Source organism: Plantibacter sp. ME-Dv--P-122b (assembly GCF_030209375.1).
GTDB lineage: Bacteria > Actinomycetota > Actinomycetes > Actinomycetales > Microbacteriaceae > Plantibacter.
Genome location: NZ_JARVSC010000003.1, coordinates 996,382 through 1,012,193, shown reverse-complemented (window position 1 = coordinate 1,012,193; position 15,812 = coordinate 996,382). Strand labels below are relative to the sequence as shown.

Below are 15,812 nucleotides of genomic sequence, written 5' to 3'. Positions count from 1 at the left end.
CGCACTGTGGGGGACATCGGTTCCAATGTAGGGCACGCGACCAAGTTCGCGGAGGGGGGTATCCCCTGGTCTCGCGTTGGATCGTCGGTGTCGCTGTTGGGAGTACAGGCGACTGCCTGAGGCCGCGAGAAGCCTGGGTTCTCGACTGTACGAGACGGGCGCGCAGTTGCGATCGAGTCGGAGCCGTGATCGAAGTGTCGGCCGGTGGCGCGAGGATGGCTGAATGACAGAATCATCAAGATGTGAAGCCGTCGCCGATGCGTTCCACCGACGGAAGCGCTATCCCGGTGTTCGATGCCATCTGTCCGCAGACCACGTGCTGAGCGCATATCCCGTGACGCGATCGCACACCGCCTCCGTCGCTGGGGCCCTCTTCTTTTGGACCGACTCAGACTGGGACAAACGCGAGCGAAAGTTCATCACTCGCTACTGAACTGATGCCAGCCAGTTGAGGGGTGATGCGAAGTTCTGGCTCGGGGTACGTCGAGACCGATCGATGATGAGCTCAAGAAGGTGTCTCGAGCCGAGGCGTGTGGGGAGCCCGCGATCCCGCCAAAGTGCGCCGCAGACTCACGATCCCACCAAAGCGCGCCGCAGACCTCACGATTATGAGTCGTACGCTCTCCGAGTGCATGCCGCGCATTTCGTCATCGCAGACACCCCTTCCTACTTGTTCTCCGTCACCCCATCGGCACCCGATGCGGAGCACGACACCGTCGCGTACGCGCCCGTCGACGTCTGCTCGGCGACCACGTCGCCGTCGACGGTGATCTTGCAGCTTACGGACCCGGTGTCCTCCGCGCCGTTCTGCGCCTGGAGGGAATACGAGGCGTAGTCGTACTCGCTTCCTGCCTGGATGGCGAGCTCCTCGATGAACGGCAGCGACTTGCCGCTGGCCTGTTCCGTACTGCTGCTACCTGCCGAATAGGTGGAGTAGGTGATCGAGGCGTCGGTCGCGGTGCCGTTGACCTCGTAGACGACGGAGATCTCTTTGTTAGCGGCCTCGGAGGACTTCGCTTCGGCGGTCTTGACGGCGTCGCTGACGAGTCCGGCGAATCCGGCCGTGTACGTGATCGCGAGAATGATGCTCAGGACGATCGCGATGGCCGAGACGATCGTGCCGGCGACGCCGAAGCCCTTCTCCCGGTTCTTGAGGCACAGCGCGATGATGCCGAGCACGAGGCCGACGAGTCCGACGAACCCGGCGACGTAGTTCAGGATCGGGATGAACGCGCCGATGAGCGCGAACCCGCCGACGATGAGGGCGGCGATGCCGAGTCCGTTGCCGCGATTGCCGGTCTTCACCGGGGCTGGCCCGGGCACCGGCAGCGGGTAGGGCTGGTTCTGGGCGGGCGGCTGGTTGGAGTACGACATACGCGTGGTGCCTCTCTACTGCGTTGGTCCCACCGTACCGAGGGCGGGCGGCGAGGGGCAGGGGTGGACGGAACGTCGGGGACGGTCGAGTCCCGCGCCTGGTGCTCTCTGCGGCAGCTCACCGACGTGGGACACCTCGCCCCATCGCGCTCACAGTTAGGCTCGCCGCATGACTGGCGACGTCCCTCTCGTCCCCGGCGAAGACGCCTTCCCGCTCCACATCTTCGATGCCCTTGGCTTGGACCCGGTGGTGTTCAAGGACCGCATCGGTGGGTCGGTGATGGTGATCGAGAAGCGTCCTGATGACGGGCCGGTGACGATCCTCACCTCCGGGGTGTCACGGATTCCGAACGAGACCGACGAGCGGATCGAGCTCGCGGTGGAGGTCGTCGACGGTCAGCAGGGTGCCGCGATGGTCGCGTTGCGCATGGTGATCAACCAGATCGCGATCAACCACCGGACACCGCCGGTGCTCGTGCCGTGGCGCAACGACGAGCCGTTCCTCACTGGGACGGCGATCTCCGCGCTCCTGGTGACGCCGTCGCGCTGGGGAGCGTCGTTCGACGAGGTCCGGAACGAGGCCGGCGAGGTGGTCGGGCACGTGCGGACGCTGCGACTGCTCACCGACGGCGAGGCCGCGGTCGCGGGGGAGCGCGGGTGGGATGCGCTCGTTGCCGAGGTGGGGTCCGTCGAGGCGTTGTTGGATGTTGAGCGAGCGGAGCAGTTCGGCAATCCGGGCGTGCAATAGCTCACCGCTCGCGTCGATCGCCGCTGGTAGATTGACCGAATGGCGGACCCCTCACTGCGCAACGAGCTCGCCGATTTCGTGGCCGAGCGTGATTGGGCGCAGTTCCATACGCCGGAGAACCTTGCGAAGAGCATCTCCATCGAGGCAGCCGAGCTCCTCGAGTGCTTCCAGTGGGGACCGGATGCCGACACCGGTCGCGTGCGCGACGAATTGGCCGATGTCCTCACCTACTGCTTGTTGTTGACGGATCGGCTCGGTCTCGATGCGGAGACCATCGTCCGCGACAAGCTCGCACGTACGCGGGAGAAATACCCGGTGGAGAAGGCGCGGGGGCGGTCTGCGAAGTATGACGAACTTTGAGATCACGAGTCTCGACTTCACGTCGACCGAGGTGAAGCTTGGGGCGGCAGGCGATCGGCGGTTCAGCGATTGGCCTGTCGTGTATCTGTTGGATGGGCCGGTTGGGTCATCCAAAGTTCCCTCGGCCTCGCGACGGAAGAGGGCCGGAGAAGCCGCCGAGCGTGATGTCTACGTCGGTGAGTCGCTCAACGTCGCTGCGCGTATGCGTCAGCACTTCGAGTCCGCAGCGAAGGAACATCTCACCGGTCTTCGGGTGATCGTGGATGAGACCTTCAACAAGTCGGTCTGTCTCGATCTCGAGTCCTTTCTGATCCGCATGCTCGCCGGGGACGGCGCCTACCAGGTGCTCAACCGCAACGACGGCATCGTCGACGCCAACTACTTCGATCGCGACCGTTACCGCGAGTCCTTCGAGGACGTCTTCGATCGACTCAGGGCGGATGGTGTCTTCACTCGATCCCTTCCCGAGATCGAGAACAGCGACCTCTTCAAGCTGTCGCCGTTCAAAGCGCTTACACCTGATCAGACCATCGCCGTCGAAGGCGTGCTCGAGGGGCTCTTCGAAGATCTCAACCGGTCGCAACGGAGTACGACCGTCGTTCAAGGTGATCCCGGTACCGGCAAGACGGTCGTCGCGATCTACCTGCTGAAACTGATCGCTGACATCCGAGGATCAGCGGCCCTCGACGAACCTGACGATGACACGCTCTTCTCGTCGTTCTTCACCGAGCGTCACCGCGAGCTGCTGCAGGGTTTCAAGATCGGCATCGTCGTCCCTCAACAGTCATTGCGGGCTTCGATCAAGCAGGTGTTCCGCAAGACGCCTGGCCTGCACCCGGACATGGTGATGACCGCGTTCGATGTCGGAGCATCCGACGAGGAATTCGATCTCCTCGTCGTCGATGAGGCGCACCGGCTCAATCGGCGTGCGAACCAACCATCCGCGGCACAGAACAAGCAGTTCCGCGAAATCACTACCAACTTGTTCGGTGCGGACGACAAGTCGAAGACGCAACTCGACTGGATCATCGCGAAGAGCGCGCACCAGATCTTCCTGCTCGACGCCGGACAGAGTGTTCGTCCCGCGGATGTCCCAGCTGAGCACCTGCACCAGCTGGTCGCCAGAGCGCAGTCTGCTGATCGATACGCCGGCCTCGCCTCGCAGATGCGCGTGCGCGCGGGGTCGGGTTACGTGGACTACGTCCGGAACATCCTTGGAAACCAGGTGGAGATCGAGCTGGCGCCGGACTTCGGCGAGTACGACCTCAGGTTGTTCGACGACCTCGCTGAGATGCGGGAGGAGATCCGCAAGCGGGACGCCGAGTTCGGGCTCGCGCGAATGGTCGCGGGCTACGCCTGGGAGTGGAAGACGAAGAACGACAAGGACGCGTACGACATTGTGATCGACGATGTCTCCATGCGCTGGAACGGCACGCAGACCGACTGGATCGCGTCGCCGAAGGCGCTCGAGGAGGTCGGCTCGATCCACACCGTTCAGGGATACGACCTGAACTACGCAGGAGTGATCATCGGGCCAGACCTGCGCTACGACGCTGAGACGAACCGCATCGTCTTCCATCGAGAGTCCTACTTCGACAAGAAAGGCAAGGAGAACAACCCGGCCCTGGGCCTGACTTACTCGGACGACGATCTCCTGCGGTACGTCACGAACATCTACACGGTGTTGTTGACGCGCGGTATCCGCGGGACGTACGTGTACGTGAGCGATCCTCCACTGAGAACGCACTTGCGGCGTGCCATGTCGTCAGGTGGGGGTCTGCTTCGTCCTGACGAGATTCGAAAGACGCGCTAGCCGCAGGGCTGGCCTAGCAAGGCACCATCCGACGCCGGCAATCGATCAGGCCATCAGTCTCGCCGTCCTAGCTGGGACGCCTCGCTGCGCCCAGATCCGCTTACCGGCGTTACCCATTCGTTTCGTCTACTGGCTCCTTGATACGACCGACGTCTTCATATGGTTTAGTCATGTGTGGACGGGGGACGCAGTGGCTAGTCGATATTGGTGGGTGAACCAAACGCAGACGTTCGAAGCGGAGCGAGACCTGGGGCTCTTGTGGGCGCCCTTGAGACGAGGAGACGGGCGTCGTGTTTCCCACTGGGATTCGCTGGCCGACGTGAGTGCCGGAGATGTTGTTTTCCACTACGCGAAGCAGCACATCCAAGGAGTTAGTCGAGTTCGCACAGCGGCGATTCAAGCTCAGCGGCCTTTCGAAACCGATGCTTGGCCTGATGCGGGCCGCAAGATCCCTGTTTCCTTCGAGGCCTCGGAGACACCCGTTCGACTGGACGAGATTAGCTTGCTCACCCGCCAGGCAGAGCGGCATCGAAACTCGCCATTCCAAGAATCTGGCCGGGTCAACCAGGGGTACCTTTTTCCTCTCTCTGATGGGGCGGGTGCGGCACTGCTCGACCTCCTTGAACGCACAGCGCCCGGACCAGATTGGCGCCCTGCATCAGTTGAAGACGCGCACGTCGTCGAGAGGGTCGGCAACAGGGCGAAGGACTCTCGGCCTCCCTATAGCGAACACGCGTGGACTGCCCCATCGACGGACGATTTGATACTTTCCTCGAGTCGGCCCCGAGGCGAGCTTGCTTACGACACCGAGCAGATCGTGACGCGCGAAGAGTTTCGTTTACAAGTGGCCTTCTCGCGTTGGTTGGAAGCGAACGAAACACCGCCGACCGACTTGACGCTCGGGACAGGCACGACGGCGATCAAGCCGGACCACTATGTGAAGAGTCGTAAGTGGATCGTGGAGGCGAAAAAGTCTGAGGCTCGCCCGTACGTTCGGTTGGCCATCGGGCAAGTGCTCGACTACGTTGCACTGGCAAAGACGCACAACATCGAAGCGACGCCTGTCATTCTTCTGCCAAGACGCCCTATTCCTGACCTGGTGGCTCTCCTTCGCACGCATGGCATCCTGCTCGCAACGCCCAAGGGTATTGACGTTGTCGACTTCGTTGTCGAGTGATCCCTAGATATTCCCCCCGATGCGAGTCACGGTTCGCAGGCGCGGGGCGTGTCCGGTTTGTGGTGGCGGATCGGTGGTGAGCGCGATGCGCCCGCTGGCGGGCATGACGGCCTGTGCGGCTTTCTTCCGGGCATCCTTGTGTCGCTGCCCGTCGCTAGGGTTCGTACAGGCGCGCGCGGCAGACTTCCTAAGGGTTGTTTCATTAGCACCGCACTGGGATTCAGCGCGCGATGGCGAAGTTCCGTTGCAGCCGTCTGATGGACCAGCCCGACCCACATGCACCACCCCGATGAAAGGCCCACACGTGGACGCTTCTGAACTCAACTCCGCCGTCGGCCAGGGGCTCGAGCAGCTTGGGTTGGGGCTTCGCCGCATCATCGAGGGTGCGTTCGCCGAGGCGGTGCCCGGTGTCGAGTGGACGCGGACTATCGAGGAGAAGGACCGCGCGGCCGGGATCGGGCACGGGCGGTACTCGGCGACCGACGTGTCACTCATGCTTCGCGCGATGACCGAGCGGATCGGGGAGCTGGGTTACCCGTTCGACCGCGTATTGTCGCGGAGCGCTCGCGGGTACGCGAGTGAGCTTCGGGAGGTTCGGAACGCCTGGGCTCACAACGCGGGGTTCACGGAGCAGTCGGCTTACCGGGCGTTGGATTCGATGCAGTTGCTGTTGGAAAGCGTTGGGGCTGCGGCGCAGGCTGCGTTTGTGGGGGAGTTGAAGGGGCAAGTGTTGGGCCCTTCGACGGGCTCAGGGGCCGATGGTGCGGACGAGCAGAGCGCCGAAGGCACCGCATCCGCCGCAGGCCCCGCCTCCGTCTCCATCCGCGTCAGCGCGACGCCGACGCTCAGCTACGCCATGGCGCACTGCAGCATCGCGGTGATCGACGAGATCGTCCTCGAGAACCACGGCGGGGAACGCCGGGCGGCCTCCGTCGAGATCGATGTCGTCACCGCCGACGGCGCCCTCGCCGACACCAAGGTGCTCCTCGCCGACCTCGGCGAAGACCGCACCACCCTCCTCCGCAGCCCCGAAGTCCTCCTCGACCCACGCCGCATGCTCCTCGTCGAAGAACAGCGGCCCGGCGTCATCCGCGTCACCGTCCGCGACGCCGCCGGCACCGAGCTCGGCACCGTCGAGAGCCCCGTCACCGTGCTCGCGTCCAACCAGTGGATCGCCGCACCCGTGCAGCTCGGCCTCGAGCTCCTCGCCGCCCACGTGCAGCCCAACGCCCTCGTCGTCAGCGAGCTCATGCTCGAGGTCTCCGACCTCCTCGACAAGCAGACCGGCAACAGCTCCCTCGCCACCTACCAACTCGACGACCCCGCCCGCATCGACGCCATCGTCGCCGCCGTCTGGGACGCCGCTCGCGCCCGCGACATCCGCTACGCCGAACCGCCCGCCAGCTGGGGCCAGAGCGGCCAGAAGGTCCGCGCCCCCGAGGAAGTCCTCACCAGCCACCTCGGCACCTGCCTCGACACGACGATCCTGCTCGCGTCCGTCCTCGAAGCCATCGGGATCCACCCCCTCCTCTGGCTCCTCAACGACCACATCTTCCTCGGCTACTGGCGCGTCCAGACCACCCTCGACGTCGTCGCCAGCACCGACGTCTCCGAAGCCGTCAACTCCCTCGAACTCGGTCGTATCGGCGTCGTCGAGACCACCATGCTCACCGGCACCTCCGCCACCTTCGCCGAAGCCTCCCGCCGGCCCCACACCGAACACCTCGCCGGCTCGCTCGACGCCTTCATCGGCGTCACCGACGTCGTCCAGGCCCGCCTCCGCAAGATCTACCCGCTGCCCAGCCGCCGCATCAACGCCGAGGGCGAACCCGTTGTCACCCTCTACCAGGCACCCGAAGCCCGCGCCCTCACGCAGGACGCCCCGGCCACCGCCGAATCGACCGCCGCCGGTCACGGCCCCGACGTCCCGAAGCGCGTCTCCACCTGGAAGAACGCCCTCCTCGACCTCAGCCTCCGCAACAAACTCATCAACTACACCGATCGCTCCGGCTTCGAGCTCGCCGTCCCCGGCCCGGCGCTCGGCCGCCTCGAGGACAGCATCAACCACGGCACGCCGCTCACCCTCGTCGCCTCCGACAGCGTCGCGACGATTGACCAGCAGCGCGGCATCCGCTTCGGCCGCGACCTCGCCGAGAGCGACCGCATCACCTTCCTCGAGGACAAGAAGAGCGCCTTCATCGACGTCACCGAGGCCGCCTACCCGACCAAGCTCCGCGCCCTCGCCTACAAGGCCAAGACCATCGTCGAGGAGACCGGCGCCAACAACCTCTACCTCGCGTTCGGCATGCTGAGCTGGCGCTTCGGCGACCGCGACCTCCGCTCGCCCCTCGTGCTCGTGCCCGTCACGCTCACGACCACGAGCCGCGGCTCCTCCTACCGCCTTACGCTCGACGAGTCGGGCTCCTCCACGCCCAACTACTGCCTGCTCGAGAAGCTACGCCTGAGCTTCGGTCTCGAGATCCCCGGACTCGCCAACCCGGTCGAGGACGGCTCCGGCATCGACCTCCCGGCCGCGTTCACCGCCGTGCGCCAGGCGATCCTCGACGCTGGCCTGCCGTTCCGCGTGGAGGAGACGGCGTCGCTGTCGATCCTCCAGTTCGCGAAGTACCGGCTGTGGAAGGACCTCGACGAGAACTGGGAGACCCTCGCGTCCAACAGTCTCGTCGACCACCTCATCAACTCGCCGCTCGAGGCCTACGCCGACCCGACGCCCGCACAGACCGACACCGACCTCGACCGCCTCGGCCTCGACTGCCCGGTCGCCGCCGACTCCTCCCAGCTCGACGCCGTCGCCGAAGCGGTCGCCGGCCGCACCTTCGTGCTCGAAGGCCCTCCCGGCACCGGCAAGTCGCAGACCATCACCAACCTCCTCGCCCGCTCGCTCGCCGAGGGCAAGAAGGTCCTGTTCGTCGCCGAGAAGCGAGCGGCGCTCAACGTCGTCAAGCAGCGACTCGAAGACGTCGGGCTCGGCGCGTTCTCGCTCGACCTCCACGACAAGGGCGCACGGCCCAACATCGTCCGCGCGCAGATCAAGACCGGTCTCGACCTCCGCACCAAGGCCGACATCGACGCGCTGAGCACCAACCGCGAGCTGTCGGAGTCCGGCCTCCGCACCCTCACCCGCTACGCCGACCGCCTCCACGAGGTCAACGCCGCCGGCTTCTCGCTCTACTCCGCACGGAGTCGCCTGCTCGCGATGGACCACGACCTCGTCCCGATGGCGATCCCCGAGCAGCTCGTCGCCGCCGGAACGCCTGAGGCCTTCGAGCAGCTGCGGCAGGTGTTCCGCGACCTGCCCGAGCGCTCCGACCTCGCACGCCCGAGCACGACGCACCCGTGGGCGTTCCTCGACGGCCCGTCCGCTCCCGGGCTGGACGCCGCGACCGTGCAGCAGGCCGCCCGCGCGCTGGACGCGGCTCTGGCCTCGACGCTCGACGCCGGCCTCCCGATGGACGTCCTGCGCCTCGCGTCGCGACCCGACCTCCTCGGCCTCTGGTCGACCGCCGTCGCCGCGCCGCGTCTGCCGATCGGCGCGCTCATGGCCGGGACTCGGCCTGAGGACTTCGTCCGGCTCGACGACGCCCTCGCCGCCGCCGAACAGCTCCGCAACGCCCAGGCCGAGTGGCGCTCGACGTTCACGCCTGCGATCCTCGACCGCGACATCGCCGGCCCGCTCCACGCCGCTGAGCAGGCTGCCGCGTCGAGCTTCTTCGGTCGCAAGAAGCGGCTCCGGGCCGCGCTCGCCCAGCTGAGCGATGTGCTCGCCGTCGACGCGGCCTCGTTCAAGGTCAAGCAGCTCGTGCCGCAGCTCACCGAGGCGAAGGCCGCGCAGGACCGTCTCGTCCAGCTGCGCGGCACGCTCCGCTCCACCGCGCTCCCGCTCGTCGGCGACCGCTGGAACCCGCTCGTCGAGCCGACCCAGCCCGTCCGCGAACTGCTCGGCTGGTACCGCTGGCTGTCGGAGGGCTTCCGCCTGCCGGGCACGCCCGACGACGCGTTCATCACCGCCGTCCGCGACCACTACGCCACGACCCAGCCGTCGCAGCAGGCGGCCCAGGCGCTGACGACGCTCGCGAGCACCTGGAGCGACTTCCTGCGCACCGCGTCCGTCAGCACCGAGCGCCTGTCGGCGTGGTCGGGTGGCGAGGGCTTCCTGCAGGCCTGGTGGTCGACCCGCGACGCACGCCATCTCGACGCCGCCGAGCCGGTCGTCCTCGAACGCTGGCTCGATCTCGTGCGGGTCATCGAACCGCTGCGCACCCATGGGCTCGACGACGTCCGCGCTGCGATCCTCGCCGGTCGCATCGAGACCGAGGACGCGACACTCGCCTTCGAGAAGGGCCTCGCACAGGCGTCGATCGACGAGCGCGAGCGCACCACCACGCTCGACGCCTTCGACGCCACCGCACACAACCGCAGCGTCACCCGCTTCACCACGAGCGTGAAGGCCGTGCGCGAGGAGTTGCCGCGGGCGATCCCAGCGTCGGTGCTCGGGCTGCGGACGTTCAGCTCCCAGTCGGAGAGTGGTCAGGTCGGCGGGCTGCGTCGCCAGATCGACCGTCAGCGCGGCGGCATGAGTGTCCGTGCACTGCTCGAGAACTTCGGCGAGCTCATCACGCAGATCATGCCGTGCACGCTCGCGAGCCCGGAGTCGGTCGCGCGGTTCTTCCCGGCGGCTGCCGAGCTGTTCGACATCGTCGTGTTCGACGAGGCGTCGCAGATTCGCGTCGCCGATGCGATCGGGGCGATGGGGCGTTCGCGCTCGGTCGTCGTCGTGGGCGACAGCAAGCAGATGCCGCCGACCACGTTCGCCGAGGCGGGCGCGACGATCGACGACGACGCCGACTACACGAGCGAGGTGTTGCAGGACGAGGAGTCGATCCTGTCCGAGTGCGTGCAGGCGCGGGTGCCGAGCAAGTGGCTGTCGTGGCACTACCGCAGCCAGGACGAGTCGCTCATCGCGTTCTCGAACCACCACTACTACGACAGCCAGTTGTCGTCGTTCCCGGCGCCGTTCGCGGGTGCGGGCGACGGTGGGGTCGCGGGTCACGGGCTGGCGTTCGTGCAGCTGGACGGGCAGTTCGAGCGGGGTGGCCGCGGCAAGACGTTGCGGACCAACCCGGTGGAGGCTCAGGCGATCGTCGAGGAGATCTCGCGCCGCTTCGAGGCCTCGCCGGACGAGACGCCGTCACTCGGGGTCATCACCTTCAACGCGCAGCAGCGGACGTTGATCGAGGATCTGCTGCGTGACAGTGCCGACCCGCGGATCGCGCTGGCGCTGGACGAGCAGGACGGGCTCTTCGTCAAGAACCTGGAGAACGTGCAGGGCGACGAGCGCGACACGATCCTGTTCTCGATCGCGTTCAGTGCGAACGAGAAGGGCGTGATCCCGTTGAACTTCGGTCCGCTCACGCGCGCCGGTGGTGAGCGACGGTTGAACGTCGCGGTGACACGGGCGCGGCGACAGGTGGTGTTGTTCGCGAGCTTCGACCCGTCGGAGCTGCGGGCGGAGCAGACCTCGTCGATCGGCATCAAGCACCTGAAGGCGTACCTTGAGCTGGCGCAGCGGGGGAGTGAAGCGGCCGGCGAGGACGGGCGTCGTCAGGCGATCATCGACCGCCACCGCGACGAGATCGCCGACGAGCTGCGGTACGCCGGGCACGCGGTGCGGACGGATGTCGGCTTGTCGGACTTCCGCGTCGACATCAGTATTGCGAGGGAGGCGGAGCCCGACCGACCGCTGGTGGCGGTGTTGCTCGACGGGGCGTCGTGGCGCGAGCGCCGGACGGTCGCGGACCGTGACGGACTGCCGGTCGAGGTGCTGAGTGGCTTGATGCGGTGGCCGGGCGTCGAGCGCGTGTGGTTGCCGGAGTGGTTGCACCACCGCGAGGAGGTGCTGGACCGGTTGGTCGCGGCCGTTGAGGCTGCGGCTGAGCGGGCTGCTGCGGGGAGTGCGGTACCGGAGGAGTCGGCTGGTGCGGAGTCGGATGCGGCTGATGCGCCGGCAACCGATGAGGCCGATGTCGCTCCCGAGGCTTCGGATGCGCCCGCGCCAGTTCGCAGCGCCCGCGTGCGCGAGTGGTCGGAGCGGCTGGCGTCGCTGGAGACCCTGTCGGAGTTCCGCGACCGCAAGGTCGGCTCGGCGCAGCCCGTCGAGGCGGCGCCGGTGGTGGACGCGTCCGCGCGCCACCCGGAGCTCTCGGAGTACGAGCCCTGGGATGCACCCACGCTGGGTGGGATCGAAGTGCTCGACCGCTTGCCGGGGCGACAGTCGGTCGTCGCGGTGCAGGGTGCGATCCGTGCTGCGGTGGAGGCGGAGGGGCCGATCCACGTGACGCGTCTGGCCAAGCTGGTCGCGGGTGCGTTCGGTCTCGACCGGGTGGTGGGTTCGCGGGCGAAGTCGATCCTCGACAAGGTCCCGGCCGAGCTGCTGGGCCGCTCCGACGAGCCGTTCGCTTGGCCGACGTCGATCGACCCGCTCACCTGGCGCGGTGCGCGTCAGTCCTCAGCCGAAGCGGCCCGCGCGATCGAGCACATCTCCCTGGTGGAGATCGCGAACGCGATGGCGATCGCAGCGGAGGAGTCGGCCGGTCTCTCGCCCGACGAACTCCGCCGCGAGACCCTCGCGATCTTCGGTGGCAAGCGAGTCACCGCCGCGATCGGTGCCCGCCTCGACGAGGCCCTCGAGTTCGGGCTGTCGTCGGGGAGGTTGGCGCGCAGCGGCGAGGACACGATCGTCGCCCTCCACACCCCCTGAAGCGGCACGTGTCCGCTCTCACGGCACGCCTTGCACGGCGTGCCGTGAGAGTTCGAACGTGCCGTGGGACGCCGTCAGCGCTCCTGCTGGCGGCCGTCGCGCACGAAACCGGTTATTCGTCCAAGGAGCGGTTCGGATGCCTCGGGCACGTGTCCTGGCTCAAGTCCGTGTTCCCGCAGGTACTTCAAAGCGCGCTCGACGGAATCGATTTTGCGCTTGAGCTCCTTCAATCCCGGAGCGTCCCCGTCGGAGAATTCGTCGAGTCGTTCATGCTCACGCCGAACTTCGATCTCCGTCTCGACGAGCACCCTCCACGTCGTCGGGTCCGAGTCGAGATGCTGCAGTTCGCGAAGAATCTCGGCTGCGAGACGGCGTTCGATCACCGCCTCAAAGGTCTCGGCGGAGGTTCCCGGACTCGCAAGCCCGAAGGCTATGCCGCCTCCGCCCGCAGTCACCAGGGTGCCGGCGGTCAACAGACCACCCACCATTCCGCCAGGTCCGAAACTCGCGAGCGCGCTCGTGATGGCGGCAGCGCCGGCTAGCCCTGGCGCGGCCGCCAGAGCGAAACCTCCGGTCGCCACGACGATCGCCGCTGCTCCGACACCGATCGCACCCCATTTGAGCCAATTGACGCCGCGAGCCCCACCGAGAGCACTCTTCGCTCGTTGGCCGGCATCGAACACGTCGGTGCCGAACTGGCTTCCGAGGCCCATCTCGGCTGAGAGGTCCCGCATCGCGGCCTTCCAAAGGTCCCTTGAGATGTCGATCTCGAACGGTCGAATGACATTCTCTGACGCGAGCACCGTCAGGAGCGCAACGGCCTCATCCTTCGGGATCTGGAAACCGGGGCGAGCTTCGGGAACTGCTGCCTCGGCATCGGCAAGGTCGAATGCGAGCCTCGCGATCGCTGCTGGCAGCGGGCGACTCTCGCTCTCGTTCCGCTTTGCAATGAGGTCGACGGTCGCTGCCTGGACATGCCTCAGCGCTCCCTCATACCGATCCTGCTTGTCTTTGTCGCCCCGCAGCATCGGGGTCACGAGATGGGCATAACGGAGTGCGAGAAGAGCAATCTGCTCAGAGAAGTCCAGCGGGATGGCTGGGGCGTTGTCAAACACATCCACTTCGCGCGACTTTGACCCGAAGACCGCGTAGCCGATGCTCTCCGCAACGGTTGAGTTGGCGAGGTAAGCCGTCGCGTCATGTGCGGGACGTCCGAGGTGTCCCGTGTTGACCCCCAGGTCGATCAGCCAGGGGAAGACCGAGGACAGGCCCCGATGTGCCGCAACCGGATCGCCGAAGTTCCAGAAGTTCACCCACCAGCCAAGGTTGACCGGCGGCTCGGACAGGGACGATCGCAGCTTGTCGACGTCGAATCCGCCATGCGCCAACGGGCTCCCGATCGTCACCATGCCGACGACCTCCAACCCGTGTGGCAGGCGACGGAGAAGGTCAGCGGCGATCACGGAACCGAGGCTGTGGCCGACGATGACGATTGACCCGGAGCCCGGAAGGTGGGCGAGGATTCGATTCAGGATGTGCGCGCGAATCTGCGCATCGGAGAGATACAGCCGGGCCTGAGCAAGAAAGGGTAGGACGAGACCTGCACCGACGGCGGCATTGACGATTTGCTCAAACTCGGGCGTGATGTGTCCGGGGTGGTGTCGCCCGAGCCGAAACTCCAGAGCTCCGATGCGGCGCTCGAAGTCGCGCCGGTTCTTCCTGGCCGCATCGCGGGTGGGCTGCTTGACCTTCTCGCCCGGCATCGGTTCCTTGTCATCCCAACCCTTCAACGCATGGGCGTACTGGGGCGCTACGACGTTGACGTCGGACAGATCGGGGTACCCGAGATCGGACAGCGAAGCAGTCAGCGAGGTCGTCCAGTTGCCCTCAGGGTCGCCGGCGCCCACTCCATGAAGGAGGAGCAGAGTAGGGGTGTTCGACACGAAGTTCTCCAGACGGTTGGAACAGGAATTGCTACGTCAGATCCTGGGGGTGTCACACGGCCCGAGTACCGATGTCGCGCAGCACCGCGGCCGACGCGCGGACGCCATCCATCGCGCCCTGGATGGTAGCTGGGTCGCCGCCCGATACCGCGGTCGTCAGCGTGTCGAGGTTGGTCTGCAGTCCGATGAGGGCGGGCGCCCACTCGGCGGCGATCGATACCGGCACGTCCAGCGACTCCAGCTGACCGAGGTTGAAGCTGATCTCAGCCGTGTTCGAGATCAACCGCCAGGTGCCGCCCTCGGCCAGCGTGGTGACCATGTCGTCGAGATCCTTGTCGATGTCGGCGGTGTGCTTGCTCGCGCCCGCCTGGAAGGCGGCGACATCGACCACGGCCGGCGCAGCGGGCTCGGCGATGGGCTCGACAGTCGCGGTCGGAACCGGTGTCGGCGTTGCTGTCGGCGCCTGGGTTGCGGTCTGTGCGATGGCAACCGGCTCAGTCCGTCCGCCGTTGATCGCGTTCGAGACACCACCGACGAGCAGGAGCGAACCGACGACAGCGCCAGCGATGATCCAACCCTTCGCCTTGCCGCTCATGCCGGACGTGGTGCCTGGCTGTGCGGCGTACGGGGACGGAACCGGCGCGGCGGCGAACGCTGGCGGCGCGGACTTCTGCAGCTGGAGCGGCTGGTTGACGAGCGGAGCGGTCGCCGCCTGCTGCGGAGGCATGACTGCGGCGGGCGCAGTGTGGGTGGTCCATGCGGCACCGTCCCAGTAGCGCTGCTGTGTCGGGTCCGAGTAATCGGGATACCAGCCAGCGGGCGTGGCAGAGGGCGGGGTGGTCGAGCTCATGGGAACGGTCCTTGCATCGGGTCATCGTGACCCGCAGCAGCATCGGATCATCGACGGAGCAGGTGACGGACCCGCGAACCGGGCCAAGCACAGTCTGGCGGGGGAGGGGCGGGGGTCATCAGTCCCAGAATGGGTCACGCGCCCGAGTTGTGGGAGGGTAGCGCAAGGTGGATCGACGAGCCCGGCATCTCCCGGCCAGCATCGACCACTCCGACTTGACCCGATGGAGACTGACCTCCGCATGTCTGAACCGCTATCCCAAACGGATCCCGGGGGAGACGCACCCGCGCCGATGAAGTTCACGCGAACGGCGGCGGGACGGTTTCTGATCGCGTGCTCGATCATCGCGGCGATCGGCGCGATCGTCGTCGTCAGCGTTGTCGTCGGCGGATCGCGTCCTCCAGCAGCCCTCCAGTCGGACAGCCAATCGTCGGTGCAGTCGCCGCCAGCCGACGCTCCTTCGCTGCAGGCTGCAGATGATCCGATCGAACAAGCGCGCGAGGTGGTTGGCGGCTCGTACTCCTACGAACGAGTGCAGTAGGCGACTGCCGCGGCGCTGGTCGCGACCGGTACGCCGGTGACGACCGACAATTTCTCCAGAGCCTGGAGTTCGGTCCTCGCTGTCGCCGACAAGCTCGGTATCGAGCCGATGGACGTCATGTTGTGCGTGCCAGAGCTCGCTTCCTCCGAATCGGGCCTCACCTTTCCAGAGGTCGCTGCGCTCTGCGCCAGTGAGATCTATCTCGGCAAGCGGTGACGAAGGCGACCG

Annotated in this window: 10 protein-coding genes; 7 read left to right on the top strand and 3 right to left on the bottom strand. The window is 66.5% G+C overall.

The window, feature by feature from the left end; all coding sequences use genetic code 11:
* Positions 1-666: 666 nt before the first annotated feature.
* Positions 667-1,374, bottom strand: a complete 708-nt coding sequence (locus tag QRN19_RS09405; protein WP_285026547.1) for an MmpS family transport accessory protein — start codon at positions 1,372-1,374, stop codon at positions 667-669.
* A 169-nt stretch (positions 1,375-1,543) separates the two neighbouring features.
* On the opposite strand from QRN19_RS09405, the gene QRN19_RS09400 reads away from it, so the two are divergent.
* The 5 genes from QRN19_RS09400 to proA all read left to right on the top strand — a co-directional run bounded on the left by QRN19_RS09400 (position 1,544) and on the right by proA (position 12,250).
* Positions 1,544-2,122 (top strand): suppressor of fused domain protein, encoded by a 579-nt coding sequence (locus tag QRN19_RS09400; protein ID WP_285026546.1) that lies wholly within the window; start codon positions 1,544-1,546, stop codon positions 2,120-2,122.
* 39 nt (positions 2,123-2,161) lie between these two features.
* Positions 2,162-2,482, top strand: a complete 321-nt coding sequence (locus QRN19_RS09395; RefSeq protein WP_285026545.1) for a nucleotide pyrophosphohydrolase — start codon at positions 2,162-2,164, stop codon at positions 2,480-2,482.
* Positions 2,469-4,295 (top strand): DNA/RNA helicase domain-containing protein, encoded by a 1,827-nt coding sequence (locus QRN19_RS09390; RefSeq protein ID WP_285026543.1) that lies wholly within the window; start codon positions 2,469-2,471, stop codon positions 4,293-4,295. The genes QRN19_RS09395 and QRN19_RS09390 overlap by 14 nt, the downstream gene beginning before the upstream one ends.
* Positions 4,296-4,614: 319 nt before the next feature.
* The gene (locus QRN19_RS09385; RefSeq protein WP_285026542.1) at positions 4,615-5,472 is read left to right on the top strand and encodes a hypothetical protein; all 858 of its coding nucleotides are present in this window, start codon (positions 4,615-4,617) and stop codon (positions 5,470-5,472) included.
* 304 nt (positions 5,473-5,776) lie between these two features.
* Positions 5,777-12,250, top strand: coding sequence for an anti-phage protein ProA (gene proA / locus QRN19_RS09380; protein ID WP_285026541.1), 6,474 nt, complete (start codon positions 5,777-5,779; stop codon positions 12,248-12,250).
* 74 nt (positions 12,251-12,324) lie between these two features.
* Here proA and QRN19_RS09375 read toward each other — a convergent pair whose 3' ends face one another.
* The gene (locus QRN19_RS09375) at positions 12,325-14,193 is read right to left on the bottom strand and encodes an alpha/beta hydrolase family protein (protein WP_285026540.1); all 1,869 of its coding nucleotides are present in this window, start codon (positions 14,191-14,193) and stop codon (positions 12,325-12,327) included.
* 52 nt (positions 14,194-14,245) lie between these two features.
* Positions 14,246-15,043 (bottom strand): DUF2510 domain-containing protein, encoded by a 798-nt coding sequence (locus QRN19_RS09370; protein WP_285026539.1) that lies wholly within the window; start codon positions 15,041-15,043, stop codon positions 14,246-14,248.
* Positions 15,044-15,335: 292 nt separating this feature from the next.
* Between QRN19_RS09370 and QRN19_RS09365 the strand changes: the two genes are divergently transcribed.
* Both QRN19_RS09365 and QRN19_RS09360 read left to right on the top strand, forming a co-directional pair.
* Positions 15,336-15,584, top strand: a complete 249-nt coding sequence (locus tag QRN19_RS09365; RefSeq protein WP_285026538.1) for a hypothetical protein — start codon at positions 15,336-15,338, stop codon at positions 15,582-15,584.
* A gap of 36 nt (positions 15,585-15,620) precedes the next feature.
* The gene (locus tag QRN19_RS09360; protein WP_285026537.1) at positions 15,621-15,800 is read left to right on the top strand and encodes a hypothetical protein; all 180 of its coding nucleotides are present in this window, start codon (positions 15,621-15,623) and stop codon (positions 15,798-15,800) included.
* The last annotated feature ends 12 nt before the right edge of the window (positions 15,801-15,812 follow it).

Bases quoted from the DNA above. Each gene is read 5' to 3' on its own strand.
- QRN19_RS09395 (WP_285026545.1), top strand. From the start codon at position 2,162: ATGGCGGACCCCTCACTGCGCAACGAGCTCGCCGATTTCGTGGCCGAG.
- QRN19_RS09400 (WP_285026546.1), top strand. From the start codon at position 1,544: ATGACTGGCGACGTCCCTCTCGTCCCCGGCGAAGACGCCTTCCCGCTC.
- QRN19_RS09390 (WP_285026543.1), top strand. From the start codon at position 2,469: ATGACGAACTTTGAGATCACGAGTCTCGACTTCACGTCGACCGAGGTG.
- QRN19_RS09365 (WP_285026538.1), top strand. From the start codon at position 15,336: ATGAAGTTCACGCGAACGGCGGCGGGACGGTTTCTGATCGCGTGCTCG.
- QRN19_RS09405 (WP_285026547.1), bottom strand. From the start codon at position 1,374: ATGTCGTACTCCAACCAGCCGCCCGCCCAGAACCAGCCCTACCCGCTG.
- QRN19_RS09370 (WP_285026539.1), bottom strand. From the start codon at position 15,043: ATGAGCTCGACCACCCCGCCCTCTGCCACGCCCGCTGGCTGGTATCCC.